Below are 19,014 nucleotides of genomic sequence, written 5' to 3' on the forward strand. Positions count from 1 at the left end.
CGACAAGGAGACGCCGATGCGCGTGATCTTCATGGGCACGCCCGATTTTTCCGTGCCCGCCCTGCAGGCGCTGGCCGCGCGCCATGAGGTCGTGGCCGTCTATTCCCAGCCCCCCCGCGCCGCGGGCAGGGGGCAGAAACCGCGCCCTTCCGCGGTCCAGCAGGCGGCCGAGGCGCTGGGCCTGCCGGTGCGCACGCCCGCCCGGCTGCGCGATGCGGCCGATCAGGCCGATTTCGCGGCGCTGCAGGCGGATGTGGCGGTGGTGGTGGCGTACGGCCTGATCCTGCCGCAGCCGGTGCTGGACGCGCCGCGGCTGGGCTGCCTGAACATTCACGCCTCGATCCTGCCGCGCTGGCGGGGGGCGGCGCCGATCCATCGCGCGATCCTGGCGGGAGATTCGGAGACCGGCGTCGCGATCATGCAGATGGAGGCGGGGCTGGATACCGGCCCGGTCCTGGCGCTGGAACGCACCCCCGTCGGCCCGGATGAGACCACAGGAGCGCTGCACGACCGCCTGTCCACGATGGGCGCCGCGCTGATCACCGACGTGCTGGACCGCCTGCCGCTGTCTGCGGTGCCGCAGCCCGAGGCGGGCGTGACCTACGCCGCCAAGATCGACAAGGCCGAGGCCCGCATCGACTGGACCCAGCCCGCCGAACAGATCGACCGCCAGATCCGCGGCCTGTCGCCCTTCCCGGGCGCATGGTGCATGGTGGGCGACGAACGCGTCAAACTCCTGTCCAGCACGCTGGCGCAGGGTTCCGATACACCGGGCACCGTCCTGCCGGATTTCACCGTCGCCTGCGGCACCGGGGCGGTGCGCATCACACTGGCGCAGCGGGCGGGCAAGCGGCCCATGACACCGGATGACCTGCTCCGCGGCTGGGCACTGCCGACGCGGCTGGGCTAGGGGCGGGAACCGCCCCGTCGCGCCCGACCGTGGTGGGGGCGCAGCCCCCGCCCGGCGGGCGCGGCCGCCGTCGCGGGACGCAATCCGCGCGACGGCTTCGGCTCAGATCGCGCCGTGGCAGTGCTTGAACTTCTTCCCCGAGCCGCAGGGGCACAGGTCGTTGCGCGCCGGGTTCCCCCAGGTCGAGGGGTCCGCCTCGTCGAAACCGGGGCGGGCGCCGATCTGTCCGGCAGCGCCCGGCTGCTCGGCGGGGGCCGGAGGGCTGGCCTCCATCTGCGTCTGCGCGGCCTGGCTCTGGCGGGCGATCTGGGCGGTCATCTCGTCGCGCTCGGCCTGGGTCAGGGGCCGGATCTGGCACAGCCGCTGCGTCACATCGAAGCGCAGCCCGTCCAGCAGCGTCTCGAACAGCTGGAACGCCTCGGTCTTGTATTCCGACAGCGGGTCACGCTGCGCATAGCCGCGGAACCCCACGACCGAGCGCAGATGGTCCAGCGTCATCAGATGCTCGCGCCATTTGTGGTCGATCTGCTGCAGCAGGACCTGCTTTTCGATCTGCACCATCGTCTCGGGCCCGAAGGCCGCGGCCTTGTCGGCCATATAGGTATCGCTGGCCTCGGTGATCCGCTCGCGCATCACGTCATGGTCCACGCCATCCTCGGCCGCCCAGTCCGGGATCGGCAGGTTCAGGTTCAGCCGTTCGCGCACCGCGGTCTTCAGCCCCTCGGCGTCCCACTGGTCGGCATAGCTGCGCGCGGGCATGTGATCGTCGATCAGGTCGTCGATCACCTGATGGCGCATGTCGGCGGTGATCTCGCCCACCTCCTCGCTGTCCATGATCTCGCGGCGCTGGCCAAAGATCGCCTTGCGCTGGTCGTTCATCACGTCGTCGAATTTCAGCAGCTGCTTGCGCGTGTCAAAGTTCCGGCCCTCGACCTTGGCCTGGGCGCGTTCCAGCGACTTGTTCACCCAAGGGTGAATGATCGCCTCGCCCTCCTTCATGCCCAGGGTGGACAGCACCTTGTCCAGACGTTCGGACCCAAAGATCCGCATCAGGTCGTCATCCAGCGACAGGAAGAACAGCGACCGCCCCGGATCGCCCTGACGGCCCGACCGGCCGCGCAGCTGGTTGTCGATGCGCCGCGATTCGTGGCGTTCGGTGCCCAGGACGAACAGGCCTCCGGCCTCCAGGACGCGGGCCTTCTCGTCGGCATGCTCGGCCTCGATGCGGGCGCGCAGCGCGTCGGGATCGGCCTCGGGGTCGGCCTTGAGGGCCTCCATGACCTTCATCTCGACATTGCCGCCCAGCTGGATGTCGGTGCCGCGACCGGCCATGTTGGTGGCGATGGTCACCGCGCCGATCTTGCCGGCATCGGCGACGATCTGCGCCTCGGCCTCGTGCTGGCGGGCGTTCAGCACGTTATGCGGAATTCCGTCCTTTTGCAGCAGCGCCGACAGCATCTCGGATTTCTCGATGCTGGTGGTGCCGACCAGCATGGGCTGGCCCTTGGCATGGGCCTCCTGGATGGCTTCGACCACGGCGGCGTATTTTTCCTGCGCGGTGCGATAGACGCGGTCATGCTCGTCGATGCGGGCGACGCCGCGATTGGTGGGCACCTCGACCACGCCCAGCTTGTAGATCTCGGCGAATTCCTCGGCCTCGGTCGAGGCCGTGCCGGTCATCCCGCCCAGCTTGTCGTAAAGCCGGAAATAGTTCTGGAAAGTCACCGATGCCAGGGTGACGTTCTCGGGCTGGATCTCCACGCCCTCCTTGGCCTCGATCGCCTGGTGCAGACCGTCGGACAGGCGGCGGCCCTTCATCATGCGGCCGGTGAATTCGTCGATCAGCGCGACCTCGCCCTCGCGGACCATGTAATGCTGGTCGCGCAGGAACAGCTTGTGCGCGCGCAGGGCCTGGCTGGCATGGTGGACGATGGTGGTCGATTCCGGATCGTACAGCGTCTGCCCCTCGGGCAGGACGCCATCCGCGGTCAGGCGCTGTTCCAGGAACTCGTTACCCTCCTCGGTGAAGGTCGCGTTGCGCGCCTTCTCGTCCAGCTTGTAATGCTCCTCAGTCAGCAGCGGCACATAGGCGTCCAGCACCTTGTACAGCTCGCTGCGGTCCTGCGACGGGCCGCTGATGATCAGGGGCGTGCGCGCCTCGTCGATCAGGATGCTGTCGACCTCATCGACGATGGCGTAATTGTGGCCGCGCTGGACCATCTCGGCCACGCTGCCCTTCATGTTGTCGCGCAGATAGTCGAAGCCCAGCTCGTTGTTGGTGGCATAGGTCACGTCGCAGGCATAGGCGTCGCGCTTTTCGTCCTCGGGCTGGAAGGGGACGACCACGCCGCAGGTCATGCCCAGCTGGGCAAAGACCTTGGACATCCATTCGGCGTCGCGCTTGGCCAGATAGTCGTTGACGGTGACGACATGCACGCCCTTGCCCGACAGCGCGTTCAGATAGGCGGGGAAGGTCGCGACCAGGGTCTTGCCCTCGCCGGTCTTCATCTCGGCGATGTTGCCCTGATGCAGGAAGATCCCGCCCATCAGCTGCACGTCGAAGGCCCGCAGGCCCAGGGCGCGGCGCGCGCCTTCGCGGCAATTGGCAAAGGCCTCGGGCAGGATGTCGTCCAGCGACGCGCCCCCCGCCACACGGGTCCGAAACTCGGCCGTCTTGTCGATCAGGCCCTGATCGGACAGCGCGCGGAACTGCTCCTCAAGGGCGTTGATTTGCGCCACCAGGGGCCGCGTGCCCTTGACCTTGCGGTCGTTGGGCGTGCCAAAGACCATCTTTGCCAGATTACCGATCATGTTACCTTCGCCATCACGTTGTCGGGAAGGCACGTCACCGGGCGCCCACTTGCCCGCACCGGTCGCCTTGCCGTATCAGGGGCCAGAACGAACGCGGCGGCGGCGCCTTCCACGGAGTTGGTCTGGATGTAGGGCCCGCCTGCCTGACTGTCAATGTTGGCCCGGTCCCGGCAGGGGCGCGCGCCGTGAAAGGACCCGTCCCATGACCCGATCGTTTTTGCTGGCCTCTGCCCTGACGGCGGTGCTGTCCGTGCCGGCCCTGGCGCAGGATGCCGACCAGGTCGTCGCGACCGTCAACGGCCAGGAGATCACCCTGGGCCAGATGATCGTGATGAAGCAGTCGATCCAGGACCCGGCCATGGCGGGCATGCCCGCGCCCGCGCTGTGGGACATGATGCTGGACCAGCTGGTTCGCCAGACCGCCGTGGCCGATGCCGCCGCCGACACCCCGGCCGTGCGCGCCCAGCTGGAGCTGCAGCGGCGCAACACCCTGGCCTCGGCCACCGTGGCCCAGATCGCCGAGGCCGAGCCGACCGATGCCGAGGTTCAGGCCAGCTATGACCGGCTGTTCCAGGACGCGGGCAGCGTGACCGAATACAACGCCGCCCATATCCTGGTCGAGACCGAGGAGGAGGCCACCGCGCTGAAGGCCGAGGTCGAGGGCGGCGCCGATTTCGGCGACGTGGCCGAGGCCAATTCGACCGGCCCCTCGGGCCCGAACCGCGGCGATCTGGGCTGGTTCTCGGCCGATCAGATGGTCGCGCCCTTTGCCGAGGCCGTGTCGGCGATGGAGCCGGGCCAGCTTAGCGACCCGGTCCAGACCGAGTTCGGCTGGCATGTGATCCGCCTGAACGAGACCCGCCTGCGCGAGGCGCCCCCCCTGGCCGAGGTCCGCGACCAGATCGCCCAGATGGTCCTGCGCGAAAAGGTCGAGGCCGAGATCGCCCGCCTGGTCGATGAGGCCGACGTTCAGAAGACCGAGGGCGTCGACCCCGCCCTGCTGGACCGCGCCGACCTGCTGGAGGCGAACTGATGGGCAAGGCGGGACTGCCCGTATCCCCGCTGGCGCCGGCGCGGTTTCCCGACCTGCCGGTGATCGCGGGCGTCGATTTCGCCAGCGCCGCCGCGGGGATCAAGTATCAGGGCCGCAGTGACGTCACGCTGATCCGCATCGCGCCGGGCAGCACGGTGGCCGGGGCCTTCACCCGGTCATCCACGCGCGCGGCCTGCATCCTGGACAACCAGGCCAAGCTGGCGCAGGGGGGCGATGCGCCGGACGGCGCGGCGATCCTGATCAATTCGGGCAATGCCAACGCCTTTACCGGCGCGCGGGGGCAGGCCTCGGTCGATGCGGTCTGCGCGGCGGTGGCCGAGGCGCTGGACCTGCCGCAGGGGCGGGTCTTCACGTCCTCGACCGGCGTCATCGGAGAGCCGCTGCCGCATGAGCGGATCGTGGCCATCACGGGCGATCTGGCCCGCGGTCTGGACGCGGGAGGAGTGGCCGATGCCGCCCGCGCGATCATGACCACCGACACCTTCCCCAAGGGCGCGTCCGCGACCCTGGCGGACGGCACCCGCATCGTGGGCATCGCCAAGGGGTCAGGGATGATCGCGCCCGACATGGCGACGATGCTGGTCTATCTGTTCACGGATGCCGCGGTCCCCGCGGGCGTGCTGCAGCAGGCGCTGTCCTCAGGGCTGGACACGACCTTCAACGCGATCACGGTGGACAGCGACACCTCAACCTCGGATGCGCTGATCCTGGCGGCGACCGGGCAGGGGGCGGGCGCGCCCATCACCGATCTGGACAGCCCGGCGGGGCGCGATTTCGTGACCGCGCTGCATGGCGTGATGCGCGATCTGGCCCATCAGGTCGTCCGCGATGGCGAGGGCGCGACCAAGTTCGTCGAGATCGCCGTGACCGGCGCCACCGATGACGCGGACGCGCATCGCGTGGCCATGGCCATCGCCAATTCGCCGCTGGTCAAGACCGCCATCGCCGGACAGGACGCCAACTGGGGCCGCATCGTCGCCGCCGTGGGCAAGTCGGGCGCGCAGGCCGACCGCGACCGGTTGCGGATCGCCTTCGGTGACATGGTCGTCGCGCGCGACGGCTGGCGCGACCCGGATTACGACGAGGCCGCGGCCAGCGCCTATATGCAGGGCCAGGAGCTGCGGATCAGCGTCCACCTGGGGCTGGGGCAGGGGGCGCGGACGGTGTGGACCTGCGATCTGACGCATGGCTATATCGACATCAACGCGGATTACCGGTCGTGAAGACCGTCCTGGTGTCCGCCGTGGCGCTGATCGATCCCGACGGGCGCGTGCTTCTGGCGCAGCGCCCCGAGGGCAAGCCCATGGCAGGCCTGTGGGAGTTTCCGGGCGGCAAGGTCGAACACGGAGAGACCCCCGAGACCGCCCTGATCCGCGAACTGGAGGAGGAGCTGGGCATCCGCACCTGGAACAGCTGCCTGGCGCCGCTGACCTTTGCCAGTCACAGCTATGACACATTTCATCTGTTGATGCCGGTCTTTGCCTGCCGGCGGTGGGAGGGAATCGTGCAACCCCTCGAGGGGCAGGGCCTGGCCTGGGTCAGGGCAGGCGATTTGCGCAATTACCCTATGCCCGCAGCGGATGTTCCGCTGATTCCCGCCCTGCAGATGTGGCTATAGTGTCGCAAATTCGACGGATCCGGTTGCCTGACTGCTGAAAAAAGTCCTAGATGGTTAAGTTATGAACGCTTCTTTAACCATTTCATGACTAACTTTGTTTCAGGGCACAGAGGAGGGCTTGACATGATTCGCACGATTTCGATCGGCAGCTATATCTCGATCCAAGGGCTTTTCGAGGGGGCAACCTCGAACGGCAACATTCTGGTCCGCGTCGGCAACCGCACTTTCGAGGGCAAGCCGGTCGGCCACTGACAAGATCGGGCGCAAGCGAGGGGTTGCGCCAGATCGACGGACGATAGCGCGGGGGTGATCCGAAAGGATCGCCCCCTTTGCCATGTCGTCCATCGGGCAGGGCTTGGCCCCGGCGGATGGCCGCGCCCGCGGGCATGAAAAAACCGGGCGATGCTGCTGCACCGCCCGGTTCCCGTAATCTGTTGCAGCCTGATCAGAGCGTGCGCACGACCTCTTCGCGCTCGAAGATCTCGATGACGTCGCCGGGGCGGATGTCGTCGTAGTTCTCGAAGGCCATGCCGCATTCCTGGCCGGACTGGACGTCCTTGACCTCATCCTTGAAGCGCTTGAGCGTCTTGAGCGTGCCCTCGTGGATGACCACGTTGTCGCGCAGCAGACGGACGCCGGCCGAACGGCGTGCCACGCCTTCGGTGACCAGACAGCCGGCGACGTTGCCGACGCCCGTGACCCGGAAGACCTCCTTGATCGTCGCGTAACCGATGAAGTTCTCGCGGATCTCGTTGGACAGCATGCCCGAAGCGGCGGCCTTGATGTCGTCCAGCAGGTTGTAGATGATCGAGTAATAGCGGATCTCGACCCCCTTCTGGTTGGCGGCATTGCGGGCCGGAGCGTTGGCCCGGACGTTGAAGCCGATGACCGGTGCGCCCGACGCCTCGGCCAGGCCCACATCGGATTCGGTGATCGCACCGACGCCGTAATGCAGCACGCGGACGCGGACCTCGTCGTTGCCGACCTTTTCCAGGGCCTGCACGATGGCCTCGGCCGAACCCTGCACGTCGGCCTTGAGGACGACCGCCAGTTCGGACACGTTCACGTCCGCCTTGGCCTTGGCCATCATCTGCTCCAGCGTGGTCGCGGCACCGGCTGCGGCGCGCTTGTCCTTGGTCTGCTGGGCGCGGAACTCGGCGATCTCGCGGGCCTGGGCCTCGGTCTCGACCACGTTCAGCACGTCGCCGGCCTCGGGGGTGCCGTTGAGGCCCAGAACCTCGACCGGGACGGACGGGCCGGCTTCCTCGACGCGGTCGCCCTTGTCGTTGATCAGCGCGCGGACCTTGCCCCACTGCTCGCCCACGACAAAGATGTCGCCGCGGCGCAGGGTGCCGTGCTGGACCAGGACGGTGGCCACGGGGCCGCGTCCGACATCCAGCTGCGCCTCGATCACCGCGCCCTGTGCGGCACGGTTCGGGTTGGCGCGCAGCTCCAGCAGTTCGGCCTGAAGCGCGATGGCCTCCAGCAGGTTGTCCAGACCCAGGCCGGTCTTGGCCGAGACCTCGACATCCTGCACGTCGCCGGACATGGCCTCGACGACCACCTCATGCTGCAGCAGGTCGGTGCGGACCTTCTGCGGGTCGGCCTCGTGCTTGTCGATCTTGTTGATCGCCACGATCATCGGCACCTTGGCAGCCTTGGCGTGGTTGATGGCCTCGATGGTCTGGGGCATCACGGCGTCGTCCGCCGCAACCACCAGAACCACGATATCGGTCACGTTGGCGCCACGGGCGCGCATCGAGGTGAAGGCCGCGTGGCCCGGCGTGTCCAGGAAGGACAGGACGGCACCGCTGTCGGTTGTCACCTGATAGGCGCCGATATGCTGGGTGATGCCACCGGCCTCGCCCGAGACGACGGACGCCTTGCGGATCGCGTCCAGCAGCGAGGTCTTGCCGTGGTCCACGTGGCCCATGATCGTGATGATCGGCGGGCGCGGCTGCATGTCCTCGTCGCGGTCGACCGTCGGGGCGATGACCTGCTCGACGTCGCTGTCGCTGACGCGCAGGACCTTGTGGCCGAATTCCTCGATCACCAGCTCGGCGGTGTCGGCGTCGATGGGCTGGTTGGCGGTGACCATCATGCCCATCTTCATCAGCGCCTTGACCACGTCGGCGGCGCGTTCGGTCATGCGGTTGGCCAGCTCCTGGACCACGATGGTCTCGGGCAGGCGCACTTCGCGGAACTGCTTTTCGGCGCGGGCGGATTGGCCCATCGCCTTCTGGCGGGTCCGCTCCTGCTTGCGCTTCATGGCGGCCATGCTGCGCGGGCGGCCGGCCTCGCCGTTCAGCGCCTGGTTCAGCGACAGCTTGCCGCCGCGGCGGGCGTCATCGGTCTTGGCCTTGGCGGCCTTGTCGCGATCAGGGCGATCGGCAGCGCGGTCGGTCTTGCGGGCCACGCCGGTGGAGACGCCCTTGGTCTCGGCGCGCGAGGCCGCAGCCTCGATCGAGGCCTGGTCGGGTGCATCGGGCTTGGCGACGCCTGCGCCGGGCTTGGGACGCTCCTGGCGCGGCTCGGCCTTGCGGCGGGCCTCGTCAGCGGCGTCCTGGATGGCATTGGCCTCGGCGATGGCCTTGGCCTTCTGCGCGGCTTCACGCTCGCGCTCCTCGCGGGCCTTGGCCTCGATCTCGGCGCGGCGGCGCTCGCGCTCTTCGTCGCGGGCCTTCTCGTCGGCCAGGCGCTTGGCGGCGTCATCGGCCTCGCGGGCCTTGGCGGCGGCAAGAGCCTTCAGCCGGCGCTCCATCTCGGCATCGGAGATGCCTGCGGGGCGCTTGGAACTGTCGCCGGCCACACGGGCGGTCAGCGGGTTCTTTTCCTTCTGGGCATCCGTCATCGGCGTGGCTGCCTTGGGCACCACGACGCGCTTGCGCTTGGTCTCGACGACCACACTCTTGGTGCGGCCGTGGCTAAAGCTTTGCTTGACTGCGCCGGGGCGATTGCCGCCACCAAGGCCCAAGGGGGTTTTTCCGTCTTTGTCGCTCATCTGCGTCTTCATTCCTTCCCGACAGCCGTATTGCCGTCGTCATGCCCGCGCAGACCCGTCAGTCTGCCGGCTTCCAAGATCACCTTGTCCGTCAGGCCACCCTTCGCAAGCGCGCCGTGTATGACATGACTGCGCCCAAAGGACAAACCCAATTCTGATGCGGTCATGCAGCCGAACCAGCGTCCGCCCGTGGGCGTCCACAGCTTTCCCTTGCCGCGTTCCGATCCGTCGCTGGCCTGCAGCAGCACCTTGGCGCGGCCTTCGGCCAGCCAGCCCTTGACCTTTTCGAACCCGGCCACCGCGCGCCCCGCCTTGCGGGTCAAGGAGACCAGATCGACCAGCCTGCGGGCCACGCCCGCCTCGACCAGGTCGGCCAGGTCGGGCGCGGCCTGCACCGGTGCCTTGGCGGCACGGGAAAACAGCCCCTTGGTCACCGCCTTGTTCAGCGCGGCCTTGTCGGCCGCCACCCAGATGCCCCGACCGGGCAGCTTTTCGGCCAGATCCGGCACGACCTGCCCGTCCGGGCCGATCACGAAACGGATCAGCCCGCGTTTGGGTTGCACCTCGCCGGTGGCGATGCACCGGCGTTCCGGGTCGTCGTCCCGGTCCTTGTCACGTCCACCACGGCTCAAGCTTGTGTTCCCATCCGGAGCGATCAGGCTCCGGCCTCCTCGTTGTCATCATCATCCTGCAGGTCGTCTTCCGCCTCGGCGCCGTCCATCTCGGTCGGATCGACCCAGCCCAGCAGAACGCGCGCGGTCATGACCATGGTCTGTGCCTCTTCCAAGGTGATCCCATGCGGCTCCAGCAGGCCCTCGTCCTTGACGCGCGCGCCGTTGACGGTGGTCCAGCCACCGGCCAGTTCCCAATCCGCGCAGGTCGCGAAATCTTCCAGGGTCTTGACGCCGTCCTTGGCCAGCGCCTCTACCATCTGGGGGGTCAGCCCCTCGAATTCAATGAGGCTGTCCTCGGCGCCCAGGGCGCGCGCGGCTTCCAGGGCCTCGCGGTTCTTGGCCTCCAGCACGTCGCGGGCGCGGGCCTGCAGCTCGGCGGCGGTGTCGGCATCGACCCCGTCGATGGTCAGCAGCTCGTCCTGGTCGACATAGGCGACCTCTTCGAGATTGGTGAAGCCCTCGGCCACCAGCAGCTGGGCGAAGAATTCGTCCAGGTCCAGCGCCTCCATGAACAGCGCGGTGCGGGTGTTGAACTCGGCCTGGCGACGCTTGGATTCCTCCTCGTCGGTCAGGATGTCGATGTCCAGGCCGGTCAGCTGGCTGGCCAGACGCACGTTCTGGCCGCGACGGCCGATGGCCAAGGACAGCTGTTCGTCGGGGACGACGACCTCGATCTTGTTGGCCTCCTCGTCGAAGACGACCTTGCTGACCTCGGCGGGCTGCAGGGCGTTGACCAGGAAGGTCGCCTGATCCTCGTTCCACGGGATGATGTCGATCTTTTCGCCCTGCAATTCGCCGACGACGGCCTGCACGCGGCTGCCGCGCATGCCGACGCAGGCGCCGACCGGGTCGATGCTGCTGTCATGGCTGATCACGGCGATCTTGGCGCGCGAACCGGGGTCGCGGGCGACGGCCTTGATCTCGATGATGCCGTCATAGATTTCGGGCACCTCCATCTTGAACAGCTCGGCCATGAACTGCGGATCGGTGCGCGACAGGAAGATCTGCGGCCCCCGCGTCTCGCGGCGCACGTCCTTGATATAGGCGCGGATGCGGTCGTTCGGGCGATAGCTTTCGCGGCCGATCTTTTCGTTGCGGCGCAGGATCGCCTCTCCGCGGCCCACATCGACGATGATGTTGCCGTATTCCTCGCGCTTGACGACACCGTTGATGATGCTGCCGGCGCGGTCCTTGAATTCCTCGTACTGGCGGTCACGCTCGGCCTCGCGGACGCGCTGCAGGATCACCTGCTTGGCGGATTGCGCGGCGATGCGGCCCAGTTCCACGGGCGGCACGATGTCGATGATCTCGTCGCCGATCTGGGGGTTGTCCAGATAGGGCTTCGCCTGCTCGACCGTGACTTCGGCCTGATAGTTCTCGACGGCGTCGTCGGCCACGACCGTGCGCACGCGGGTAAAGCTGGCATTGCCGGTCTTGCGGTCGATCTTGACCCGGATGTCCATTTCCGCGCCGTAACGCGACTTGGCGGCGCGGGCCAGGCTGTCCTCCATCGCTTCGATGACCAGCTCGGGCTCGATCATCTTCTCGCGGGCGACGGCTTCGGCCGTCTGCAGCAGTTCAAGCTGGTTGGCAGAGGTGATCGCCATCACTCACTCCTTGGGTTCTGCGGCGGTGGCGCCGGCATCATCGGTTTCGATCGCGTCAAAGGCGGTTTCGTCCAGGTTGTCGATCTCGACCCCGGCTTCCTTCTTCTGACGCAGCATTTCCTTGATCAGCTCGTCGGTCAGGACCAGCTTGGCGTCCGACAGCAGGTCGAACTCCAGCCCGATCGTGTGGGTCTGGCCCTGGTCCTCGATGTTAATCAGCACCTCGCTGCCCTCGACGCCGGCCAGCGTGCCCTTGAACTTCTTGCGCCCGTCGATGGCCTGGTTCAGGTCCAGCCGCGCCTCGTAGCCCTCGAAGGACGCGAAATCCTTCAGACGGGTCAGGGGGCGGTCGATGCCGGGGCTGGACACCTCCAGGTGATAGTTGTCCTCGATCGGGTCCTCGACATCCAGCGTGGCGCTGACCGCGGTCGAGATCTGCGCGCAGTCGTCCACGTTGATGCCGCCATCTGGACGGTCGGCCATGATCTGCAGCGTGGCGGTCTTGCCACCCTGCAGGCGCACGCGCACCAGCTCATAGCCCAGATCCTCGATCACCGGGGTAATGATCTCGGCCAGGCGGCGGTCGATCGCGGTCTTGGCGATCAGGTCGTTCGTGACGGGCAGATCAGCGGACATGGGATCCTCTTGGACAGGAAAAAGGGGCCGTCAGCGGGCCCCATGCGGAAGTTCCGGTGGGCAGGGTTTGGACGCCTGCACCGCTGTTGATCGGTCCTATAGCCGGGGACGGCCCCGAAAGCAAGCGCAATGCATGCGCCCTCAGCGACCGACCGCATCGGGGTTGTCGCGCCAGACGCGCCAGTTCAGCGCCGTGGCGACCCCCAGCCAGGCCAGATAAGGCAACAGCAGCAGCCCCGCCCGCCAATCCAGCGACCAGAAGGACAGCACCATCGCCGCCACCGTCACCAGCAGCGTGGCCATGACGACCATTGCCAGCGCCATCTGCCGTGCGCCGAAAAAGACCGGCGTCCACAGCGTGTTCAGCGCGATCTGGGCCGACCACAGCGCCAGAGCCATCCCCGCGCCGGGCAGGGGCGCCACGCGCGTGGCGGCAATGGCGGACAGCAGGTAGATCGTCGTCCAGGCCACCGGAAAGGCCCAGTTCGGCGGGGTAAAGGACGGTTTGCGCAGGCCCGCATACCAGGCGCCGGGACGAAAGATCACCCCGGTTGCGGCGGCGGCGACGCTGGCCAGCAGAAAGATCGGGAACAGGGAGGCGGTCATGCGGGGGACTTTCGGCTGCGGTCCTCGTCGCGGATCGAATCCATGACGGCGGCCAGTTCGGCGGTGATGCGGGGTTCGGACAGCGCATGCCCCGAGGCCGGGACCAGCCGCAGCTCTGCCCGGTCCCACCCTTCGGCCAGCCTGTGCGCGCTGGCGGGCGGGCAGACCATGTCATAGCGGCCCTGCACGATGATCGCGGGCAGGTGTTCGATGCGCGGCCGGTCGCGCAGCAGCTGCCCTTCGTCCAGAAAGCAGCCATGGCTGAAATAGTGATTCTCCAGCCGGGCAAAGGCGCGGGCGTAATCGGCGGGGGCATGGCTGACGGGGTGCGATTGCAGCCCGGCCAGCGCGTTCTCCCACATCAGCCAGGGCTGGGCAAAGCGCGCCTGGCGGCCCAGATCGCTGTCGAACAGCCGCGTGTGATAGGCCGCGATCATGTCGTGACGCTCGGCCTCGGGGATCGGCTCCTGGAAGCGCGCCCAGAGGTCGGGAAAGAACCGCGCCGCGCCGCCGCCATAGAACCAGTCCAGCTCCTCGCGCATGCCCAGGAACACGCCGCGCAGCACCAGGCCGGTGACATGGTCGGGATGCGCCTGGGCATAGGCAAGCGCCAGCGTGGCGCCCCAGCTGCCCCCGAACAGCAGCCAGCGGTCGATACCCAGTTGCGCGCGGATCAGCGCGATGTCGGCGATCAGATGCGCGGTCGTGTTGGCCTGGACCGAGGCCGTGGGCGTGGACCGTCCGCAGCCGCGCTGGTCGAACAGCACCACGCGGAAATGCGCCGGGTCGAAAAAGCGCCGCATGAACGGGCTGCACCCGCCGCCCGGCCCGCCATGCAGCACCAGCACGGGGCGGCCGCGCGGGTTGCCGCATTCCTCGACATAGAGGGTGTGGCCGTCGCCCACCGCGATCTGGTGTCGGGCAAAGGGCTCGGATGCCGCGTGAAGGCGGCCATGTGACGCGGAGATTTGTCCTGCCAATCGGTCCATCCTGCCACTATAAGCACAGTCTACGCCGCCCGCCAGAAGGACCGCCCCCGAATGAGCACCCCCAGCAGCATCGACCAGGCCGAGATCGCGAAGTTCGAAGCGATGGCCGCCGAATGGTGGGATCCGAACGGCAAGTTCCGCCCCCTGCACCTGATGAACCCGCTGCGGCTGGATTACATCGCGGACCAGATCGCCGCCGAATACGGGCGCGACCGGCGCAGCCTGCGGCCCTTCGACGGGCTGCGGGTGCTGGATATCGGCTGCGGCGGCGGGCTGGTCAGCGAACCCATGGCCCGGTTGGGTGCCGATATGGTGGGCGCGGATGCGACCCAGGTGAACATCGGCGTGGCGCAGGCCCATGCCGATCAACAGGGGCTGACGATCGATTACCGCGCAACCACCGCCGAGGCGTTGGTCGCGGCGGGCGAACGGTTCGACGTGGTGCTGGCGCTGGAGATCGTGGAGCATGTCGCAGACCCCGCGGCCTTTGTCGCGACCTGCCATGACCTGCTGCGGCCCGGCGGGCTGCTGATCCTGTCGACGCTGAACCGCACCGCGCGCAGCTTTGGTGCGGCGATCATCGGGGCGGAATGGATCATGCGCTGGCTGCCGCGCGGGACGCATGACTGGCGGCGCTTCATCACCCCGGACGAGCTGGCCGCGCAGGCGCAGGCGGCGGGGCTGATGGTCGCGGACCGCAAGGGGATGGTGTTCAACCCGATCACCTTCGGCTGGTCGATCTCGGACCGGGATCTGGCGGTGAATTACATCCTGACGGCGCGTCGGGGTTAGGGTTTCGGCGGGTCCGCCTCCAGCCGCAGGCGCAATTCGCGCAGCACGGGCAGGGCGCCGCGCACCCGTTCGGCGCCGATGTCGCGCACCACGCCCGCGATCAGCGGCATGAACCCCGCGATGGCCTGGTCGCGCGCCGCCCGTCCCGCCGTGCTGATCGACACGAATTTCCGCCGCGCATCGTCCCAATCGGGGCGGATATGGACATGGCCCGCCCAGTCCAGCCGCGCCAGCGTGTTGGTCATGGCCCCGCGCGTGACATGAAAGGCCGCGGCCAGCTGGGCCGGGGTGCGTTCCTCGTTCACATGGGCCAGAAGGTTCAGCACCGAGAAATGCGAAATCTGCATTCCCTTGGGCAGCGCCCGCAGGATCAGGTTGCGCGACAGCTGGTCGGCGATCAGCACCTCGGCGAACAGGCTGGCGGCCAGGCGGTCGGTGGACCGGGCCTCAGCCGTCTTGTCGGGGGTGCTTGGGGGTGTCGTCATGGCCGTCCGGGGCCGCGAAGGGCCTGTCATGGGAAAGGGAAGGAATGCGGGACCGTGCCTCATCCACCGCCGAAAGGTCAAGGGAAACAATGGTGACGCCGGGCTGGTCGCCGCCATCGGCCAGCACCCGGCCCCAGGGATCGACGACCAGCGAATGGCCGTGGCTGCGCCGCGCGGGCCGGTCCGGGCTGTGGGGCGCGGCGTGCCGGCCGCATTGCGCAGGCGCCAGCACAAAGCACCCCGTCTCGATCGCGCGGGCGCGCAGCAGGGTCTCCCAATGGGCGGCGCCGGTGACCGGGTTGAAGGCCGAGGGCACGGTCAGCACCCGCGCCCCCGCCTGCGCCAAGGTCCGGTACAGATGCGGGAACCGCAGGTCATAGCAGATCGTCAGGCCCAGCACCGTGCCGGCTGCGGGGGCGATGACGGCCCGGTCGCCGGGGCGATAGGCGGCGCTTTCGCGATAGGATTCTGTATCGCTGATGGTCACGTCGAACATGTGCAGCTTATCATAGCGCGCCGCGATGGTGCCGTCCGGCGCGATCAGCAGGCTGCGATTCGCGAACCGCCCGTCCGCATCGCCCGTGGCCAGCGCCAGCGAGCCGATCAGCAGCCAGATGTCCAGCGCCCGCGCCTCGGCCCGCAGGGCGGCCAGGGTCGGGTCGTCGGCCTCCGGGCGCAGCAGGGCGGCCTGGCGCGCACGGTCGGGCGACAGCAGGTTCGTGGCCTCGGGCGTCAGGACCAGCTGCGCGCCCTGGCCCGCGGCCTGGCGGATCAGGTCGGTCGTGGGACCCAGATTCGCCGCCGGGTCGTCGCCAACCGACAGCTGGACCAGCCCCACGCGCATGATCAGGCGGCGCCTTTCAGCAGCGGGTCCAGCTTGCCCGAACGCTCCAGCGCATAGAGGTCGTCGCAGCCGCCGACATGGGTGGTGCCCACGAAGATCTGCGGGACCGAGCGTTTGCCCGCGCGTTTCGTCATCTTGTCGCGCAGGGCCGGGTCGGCGCCCACGTCGATTTCGGTATAGGACGCGCCCTTCTGGTCCAGCAGCTGCTTGGCGCGGATGCAGAAGGGGCAGGTGCGGGTGGTGTAGATCTCGATGGTCATGATGGTCCTTTTGGTGGCTGCCCTCCTATCTAGGTATCCTTGACCGCGCGTGCCAGCACCGCGACCGAAACCGGCCCCGATCCGGCCGCCAGCAGCGCCAGCGCCGCCGCGTGGATCGTGGCCCCCGACGCCATCACGTCGTCGACCAGCATCACCGGCCGCCCCACCAGCCCCGCTGCCCGCCGCGGATGCACGGCCAGCGCGTCCTGCTGGTTCGAGAACCGGTCGGCCACGCCGCGATGATCCTGCGCAGGCGTGTGGCGCAGCCGCACCAGCAGGTCCGACTGGTGGTCCAGTCCCAGAGCCCGCGCGACGCGGCCCGAGATCTGCGCCGACTGGTTGTATTTGCGCTTTGCCAGGCGGCGCAGATGCAGGGGCACTGGCGCCACGATCATGCCGGGCACAGCCAGCGGCGCCGCCGCCCGCGCCAGCCAGGCGGCCATGGGCGGGGCCAGATCCAGCCGGTCGCCATGCTTCAGCGCCAGGGTCAGCCGCCGCGCCGTGCCGCCATAGACCAGCGCCGCGCGCCCCCGCGACCAGGGCCTGACCGCGCCCAGGCAGTCGTCGCAGACCAGCACCTGCGCCGCCCCCGACCCGTCATCGGGCAGCGGCGCCCCGCAGCAATCGCAGCAGGCGCCGGTGATGAAGGCCGCATCGGGCCAGCAATCGGCGCACAGATGCACCGCGCCCGCGCCGCCATCCGCGACGCCTGCGCCGCAGGACAGGCATTGCGGCGGATAAAGCAGCCGCAGCGCCGCTTTCATCGCGCCCGAAAGCACCCTATGTTCCAGTCCCATGAGTGACCCCCGCCCCGCCCTGACCGACCGCATCGCCCTGACCCGCCAGCGTTGCCGCGCCGCGCGCCAGGGCATCGTGGACCTGTTCCACCAGATCGCCGCCGATGAGGTGCAGGATAGGCTGGCCGAGGTTAACAGAACCTTTACGGCGCCCGCCCTGGTGACCGGTTTTCCCGACCTCTGGGGCCCGCGCTTTCCCGACGCGCGGGTGGTGGCCGACGATCCGGTTCTGGACCTGGAGCCCGGTAAGCATGATCTGGTGATCCACGCCCTGTCGCTGCATTGGGCCGACGATCCGGTGGGGCAGATGGTGCAGTGCCGCCGCGCGCTGGGCCCCGACGGGCTGTTCATCGGCGTGATGTTCGGCGGCCAGACCCTGGCCGAGCCGCGCGCCGCCCTGGCACAGGCCGAGGCCGAGATCACCGGCGGCCTGTCCCCGCGCATCCTGCCGATGGGAGAGATCCGCGAACTGGGCGGTCTGCTGGGTCGCGCCGGGCTGGCCCTGCCGGTGGCCGATCTGCTGCCGCAGCGCGCCAGCTATCGCGACCTGGCGCATCTGGGCCGCGACCTGCGCGCCATGGGCGAGGGCAATGCGATGGCCGCCCGCGCGCGCCGCCCCCTGCCGCGCGCCGTTCTGGCCCGCGCCGCCGAACTGCTGGCCGCCCACAGCCCCGACCGCGACGATCCGTCCCGTGTTGCGGTCACCTTCGATCTGGTCTTTCTGACGGGCTGGGCGCCGTCCGACAGCCAGCCCAAGCCCTTGCGACCCGGCTCGGCCACGACATCCCTGGCCGACGCCCTGGCCAAACTCAGGAAATGATGATGCACAGCTCTGACGTCCCCGCCCCTGCGGCTGCCAAGGTCCCGACCCATGCGGCCCCCGACCATCCGGCGGTCATGCCTGCCAAGACCGGCATCCTGATCGCCAATCTGGGCACGCCGGACGGCTATGACTATTGGTCGATGCGTCGCTATCTGAACGAATTCCTGTCGGACCGCCGCGTCGTCGACATCAACCGCCTGATCTGGCAGCCGCTGCTGCAGCTGGTGATCCTGACCAGGCGGCCCTTCACCTCGGGCGCGAATTACAAGCTGATCTGGAACCACGAGGCCGATGAAAGCCCGCTGCTGACCATCACCAAGGCCCAGACCAAGGCGCTGGCCCAGATGGCCCATGACGAATGGGGCGATCAGGTCATGGTCGATTTCTGCATGCGCTATGGCAACCCGTCGACCAAGGACGTGGTCCGGCGCATGGTCGAGGCGGGGTGCCGGCGCATCGTGTTCCTGCCGCTTTATCCGCAATATGCGGGGCCGACCTCGGCCACGGCCAATGACCAGCTGTTCCGCGTGATGATGGAGGAGACCTGGCAGCCCGCCATCCGCACGGTCGAGCCCTATGTGAACCGCCCCGACTATATCAAGGCGCTGGCCGACAGCGTGCGCCGGGCGCTGAACGGCAAGGTGCCGAAAAAGCTGGTCGCCAGCTATCACGGCATGCCGAAACGCTATCTGATGCAGGGCGATCCCTATCACTGCCAGTGCCAGAAGACCTCGCGCCTGCTGCGCGAGGAGCTGGGCTGGCCCGAGGGGATCATCGACACGACCTTCCAGTCGGTCTTCGGCCGCGAGGAATGGCTGCGCCCCTATACGGTCGAGCATGTGGCCGAGCTGGCCAAGCAGGGCCATACCGACATCGCGGTGATTTCGCCCGCCTTCTCGTCCGATTGCATCGAGACGCTGGAGGAGATCAACGGCGAGATCAAGGAGGCCTTCGAGGAGGCCGGGGGCCACGAGTTCCAGTACATCCCCTGCCTGAACGACGACCCGGCCCATATCCGGGTCATGTTGGAGGTGATCCGCGAGAATATCGGCGGCTGGGCCCACCCCGCCTGAGGCCGCCCGCTCAAGGATGGGCGGCCCCCCACGG

The 19,014-nt window shown here is 68.2% G+C and carries 19 protein-coding genes; 8 read left to right on the forward strand and 11 right to left on the reverse strand.

The genetic code is table 11. From position 1 onward, the window contains the following. Window positions 1-16 precede the first annotated feature (16 nt). Window positions 17-910 (forward strand): methionyl-tRNA formyltransferase, encoded by an 894-nt coding sequence (gene fmt / locus FA740_RS03190; RefSeq protein WP_136855335.1) that lies wholly within the window; start codon window positions 17-19, stop codon window positions 908-910. Between the two features lie 102 nt (window positions 911-1,012). Here fmt and secA read toward each other — a convergent pair whose 3' ends face one another. Continuing rightward, entirely contained in the window at window positions 1,013-3,721 is a 2,709-nt protein-coding gene (gene secA, locus FA740_RS03195; protein WP_136855336.1) for a preprotein translocase subunit SecA, read from the reverse strand. 202 nt (window positions 3,722-3,923) lie between these two features. On the opposite strand from secA, the gene FA740_RS03200 reads away from it, so the two are divergent. From FA740_RS03200 to FA740_RS20310, 4 genes are all read left to right on the forward strand, one after another. Continuing rightward, window positions 3,924-4,754, forward strand: coding sequence for a peptidylprolyl isomerase (locus FA740_RS03200; protein ID WP_136855337.1), 831 nt, complete (start codon window positions 3,924-3,926; stop codon window positions 4,752-4,754). Then, window positions 4,754-5,998 carry a bifunctional glutamate N-acetyltransferase/amino-acid acetyltransferase ArgJ gene (argJ, locus tag FA740_RS03205; RefSeq protein WP_136855338.1) on the forward strand — a complete coding sequence of 415 codons (1,245 nt, stop codon included), beginning with the start codon at window positions 4,754-4,756 and terminating at the stop codon, window positions 5,996-5,998. The genes FA740_RS03200 and argJ overlap by 1 nt, the downstream gene beginning before the upstream one ends. Beyond that, complete coding sequence (locus FA740_RS03210) at window positions 5,995-6,393, forward strand: (deoxy)nucleoside triphosphate pyrophosphohydrolase (RefSeq protein ID WP_136855339.1); 399 nt, start codon at window positions 5,995-5,997, stop codon at window positions 6,391-6,393. The genes argJ and FA740_RS03210 overlap by 4 nt, the downstream gene beginning before the upstream one ends. Before the next feature lie 123 nt (window positions 6,394-6,516). Then, on the forward strand, window positions 6,517-6,645 hold the full coding sequence (locus FA740_RS20310) for a hypothetical protein (protein ID WP_277024411.1): 129 nt from the start codon (window positions 6,517-6,519) through the stop codon (window positions 6,643-6,645). A 193-nt stretch (window positions 6,646-6,838) separates the two neighbouring features. Here the strand turns inward: FA740_RS20310 and infB are convergent, their stop codons facing one another. The 6 genes from infB to pip all read right to left on the reverse strand — a co-directional run bounded on the left by infB (window position 6,839) and on the right by pip (window position 13,906). Further along, window positions 6,839-9,394 carry a translation initiation factor IF-2 gene (infB, locus tag FA740_RS03215; protein ID WP_136855340.1) on the reverse strand — a complete coding sequence of 852 codons (2,556 nt, stop codon included), beginning with the start codon at window positions 9,392-9,394 and terminating at the stop codon, window positions 6,839-6,841. Between the two features lie 8 nt (window positions 9,395-9,402). Continuing rightward, window positions 9,403-10,026, reverse strand: a complete 624-nt coding sequence (locus tag FA740_RS03220) for an RNA-binding protein (protein ID WP_136855341.1) — start codon at window positions 10,024-10,026, stop codon at window positions 9,403-9,405. 23 nt (window positions 10,027-10,049) lie between these two features. Continuing rightward, window positions 10,050-11,675, reverse strand: coding sequence for a transcription termination factor NusA (gene nusA, locus FA740_RS03225; RefSeq protein WP_136855342.1), 1,626 nt, complete (start codon window positions 11,673-11,675; stop codon window positions 10,050-10,052). Between the two features lie 3 nt (window positions 11,676-11,678). Then, on the reverse strand, window positions 11,679-12,311 hold the full coding sequence (gene rimP / locus FA740_RS03230) for a ribosome maturation factor RimP (protein ID WP_136855343.1): 633 nt from the start codon (window positions 12,309-12,311) through the stop codon (window positions 11,679-11,681). Between the two features lie 141 nt (window positions 12,312-12,452). Continuing rightward, window positions 12,453-12,917 carry a tryptophan-rich sensory protein TspO gene (tspO, locus tag FA740_RS03235; protein ID WP_136855344.1) on the reverse strand — a complete coding sequence of 155 codons (465 nt, stop codon included), beginning with the start codon at window positions 12,915-12,917 and terminating at the stop codon, window positions 12,453-12,455. Then, entirely contained in the window at window positions 12,914-13,906 is a 993-nt protein-coding gene (gene pip, locus FA740_RS03240; protein WP_136855345.1) for a prolyl aminopeptidase, read from the reverse strand. Before pip ends, tspO begins: the two co-directional genes overlap by 4 nt. Before the next feature lie 51 nt (window positions 13,907-13,957). Between pip and ubiG the strand changes: the two genes are divergently transcribed. Further along, window positions 13,958-14,698: a bifunctional 2-polyprenyl-6-hydroxyphenol methylase/3-demethylubiquinol 3-O-methyltransferase UbiG gene (ubiG, locus tag FA740_RS03245; protein ID WP_136855346.1), complete on the forward strand. Its 741-nt coding sequence runs from the start codon at window positions 13,958-13,960 to the stop codon at window positions 14,696-14,698. On the opposite strand, the gene FA740_RS03250 is transcribed toward ubiG, so the two are convergent. The 4 genes from FA740_RS03250 to FA740_RS03265 are packed head-to-tail and all read right to left on the reverse strand — an operon-like array spanning window position 14,695 to window position 17,051. Beyond that, the gene (locus FA740_RS03250; RefSeq protein WP_136855347.1) at window positions 14,695-15,183 is read right to left on the reverse strand and encodes a MarR family winged helix-turn-helix transcriptional regulator; all 489 of its coding nucleotides are present in this window, start codon (window positions 15,181-15,183) and stop codon (window positions 14,695-14,697) included. The two genes, ubiG and FA740_RS03250, sit on opposite strands and share 4 nt — an antisense overlap. Further along, the gene (locus FA740_RS03255; protein WP_136855348.1) at window positions 15,146-16,027 is read right to left on the reverse strand and encodes a carbon-nitrogen hydrolase family protein; all 882 of its coding nucleotides are present in this window, start codon (window positions 16,025-16,027) and stop codon (window positions 15,146-15,148) included. The genes FA740_RS03250 and FA740_RS03255 overlap by 38 nt, the downstream gene beginning before the upstream one ends. A 2-nt stretch (window positions 16,028-16,029) precedes the next feature. Continuing rightward, window positions 16,030-16,290, reverse strand: coding sequence for a glutaredoxin 3 (gene grxC / locus FA740_RS03260; protein ID WP_136855349.1), 261 nt, complete (start codon window positions 16,288-16,290; stop codon window positions 16,030-16,032). A gap of 26 nt (window positions 16,291-16,316) precedes the next feature. Continuing rightward, window positions 16,317-17,051, reverse strand: a complete 735-nt coding sequence (locus FA740_RS03265) for a ComF family protein (protein ID WP_136855350.1) — start codon at window positions 17,049-17,051, stop codon at window positions 16,317-16,319. A 31-nt stretch (window positions 17,052-17,082) separates the two neighbouring features. Between FA740_RS03265 and FA740_RS03270 the strand changes: the two genes are divergently transcribed. Beyond that, window positions 17,083-17,904, forward strand: a complete 822-nt coding sequence (locus FA740_RS03270) for a class I SAM-dependent methyltransferase (RefSeq protein WP_136855351.1) — start codon at window positions 17,083-17,085, stop codon at window positions 17,902-17,904. 2 nt (window positions 17,905-17,906) lie between these two features. Continuing rightward, a complete protein-coding gene (gene hemH, locus FA740_RS03275) occupies window positions 17,907-18,980 on the forward strand; it encodes a ferrochelatase (protein ID WP_246053449.1) in 1,074 nt (357 codons plus the stop codon). The last annotated feature ends 34 nt before the right edge of the window (window positions 18,981-19,014 follow it).

Source organism: Paracoccus hibiscisoli, assembly GCF_005048265.1.
GTDB lineage: Bacteria > Pseudomonadota > Alphaproteobacteria > Rhodobacterales > Rhodobacteraceae > Paracoccus > Paracoccus hibiscisoli.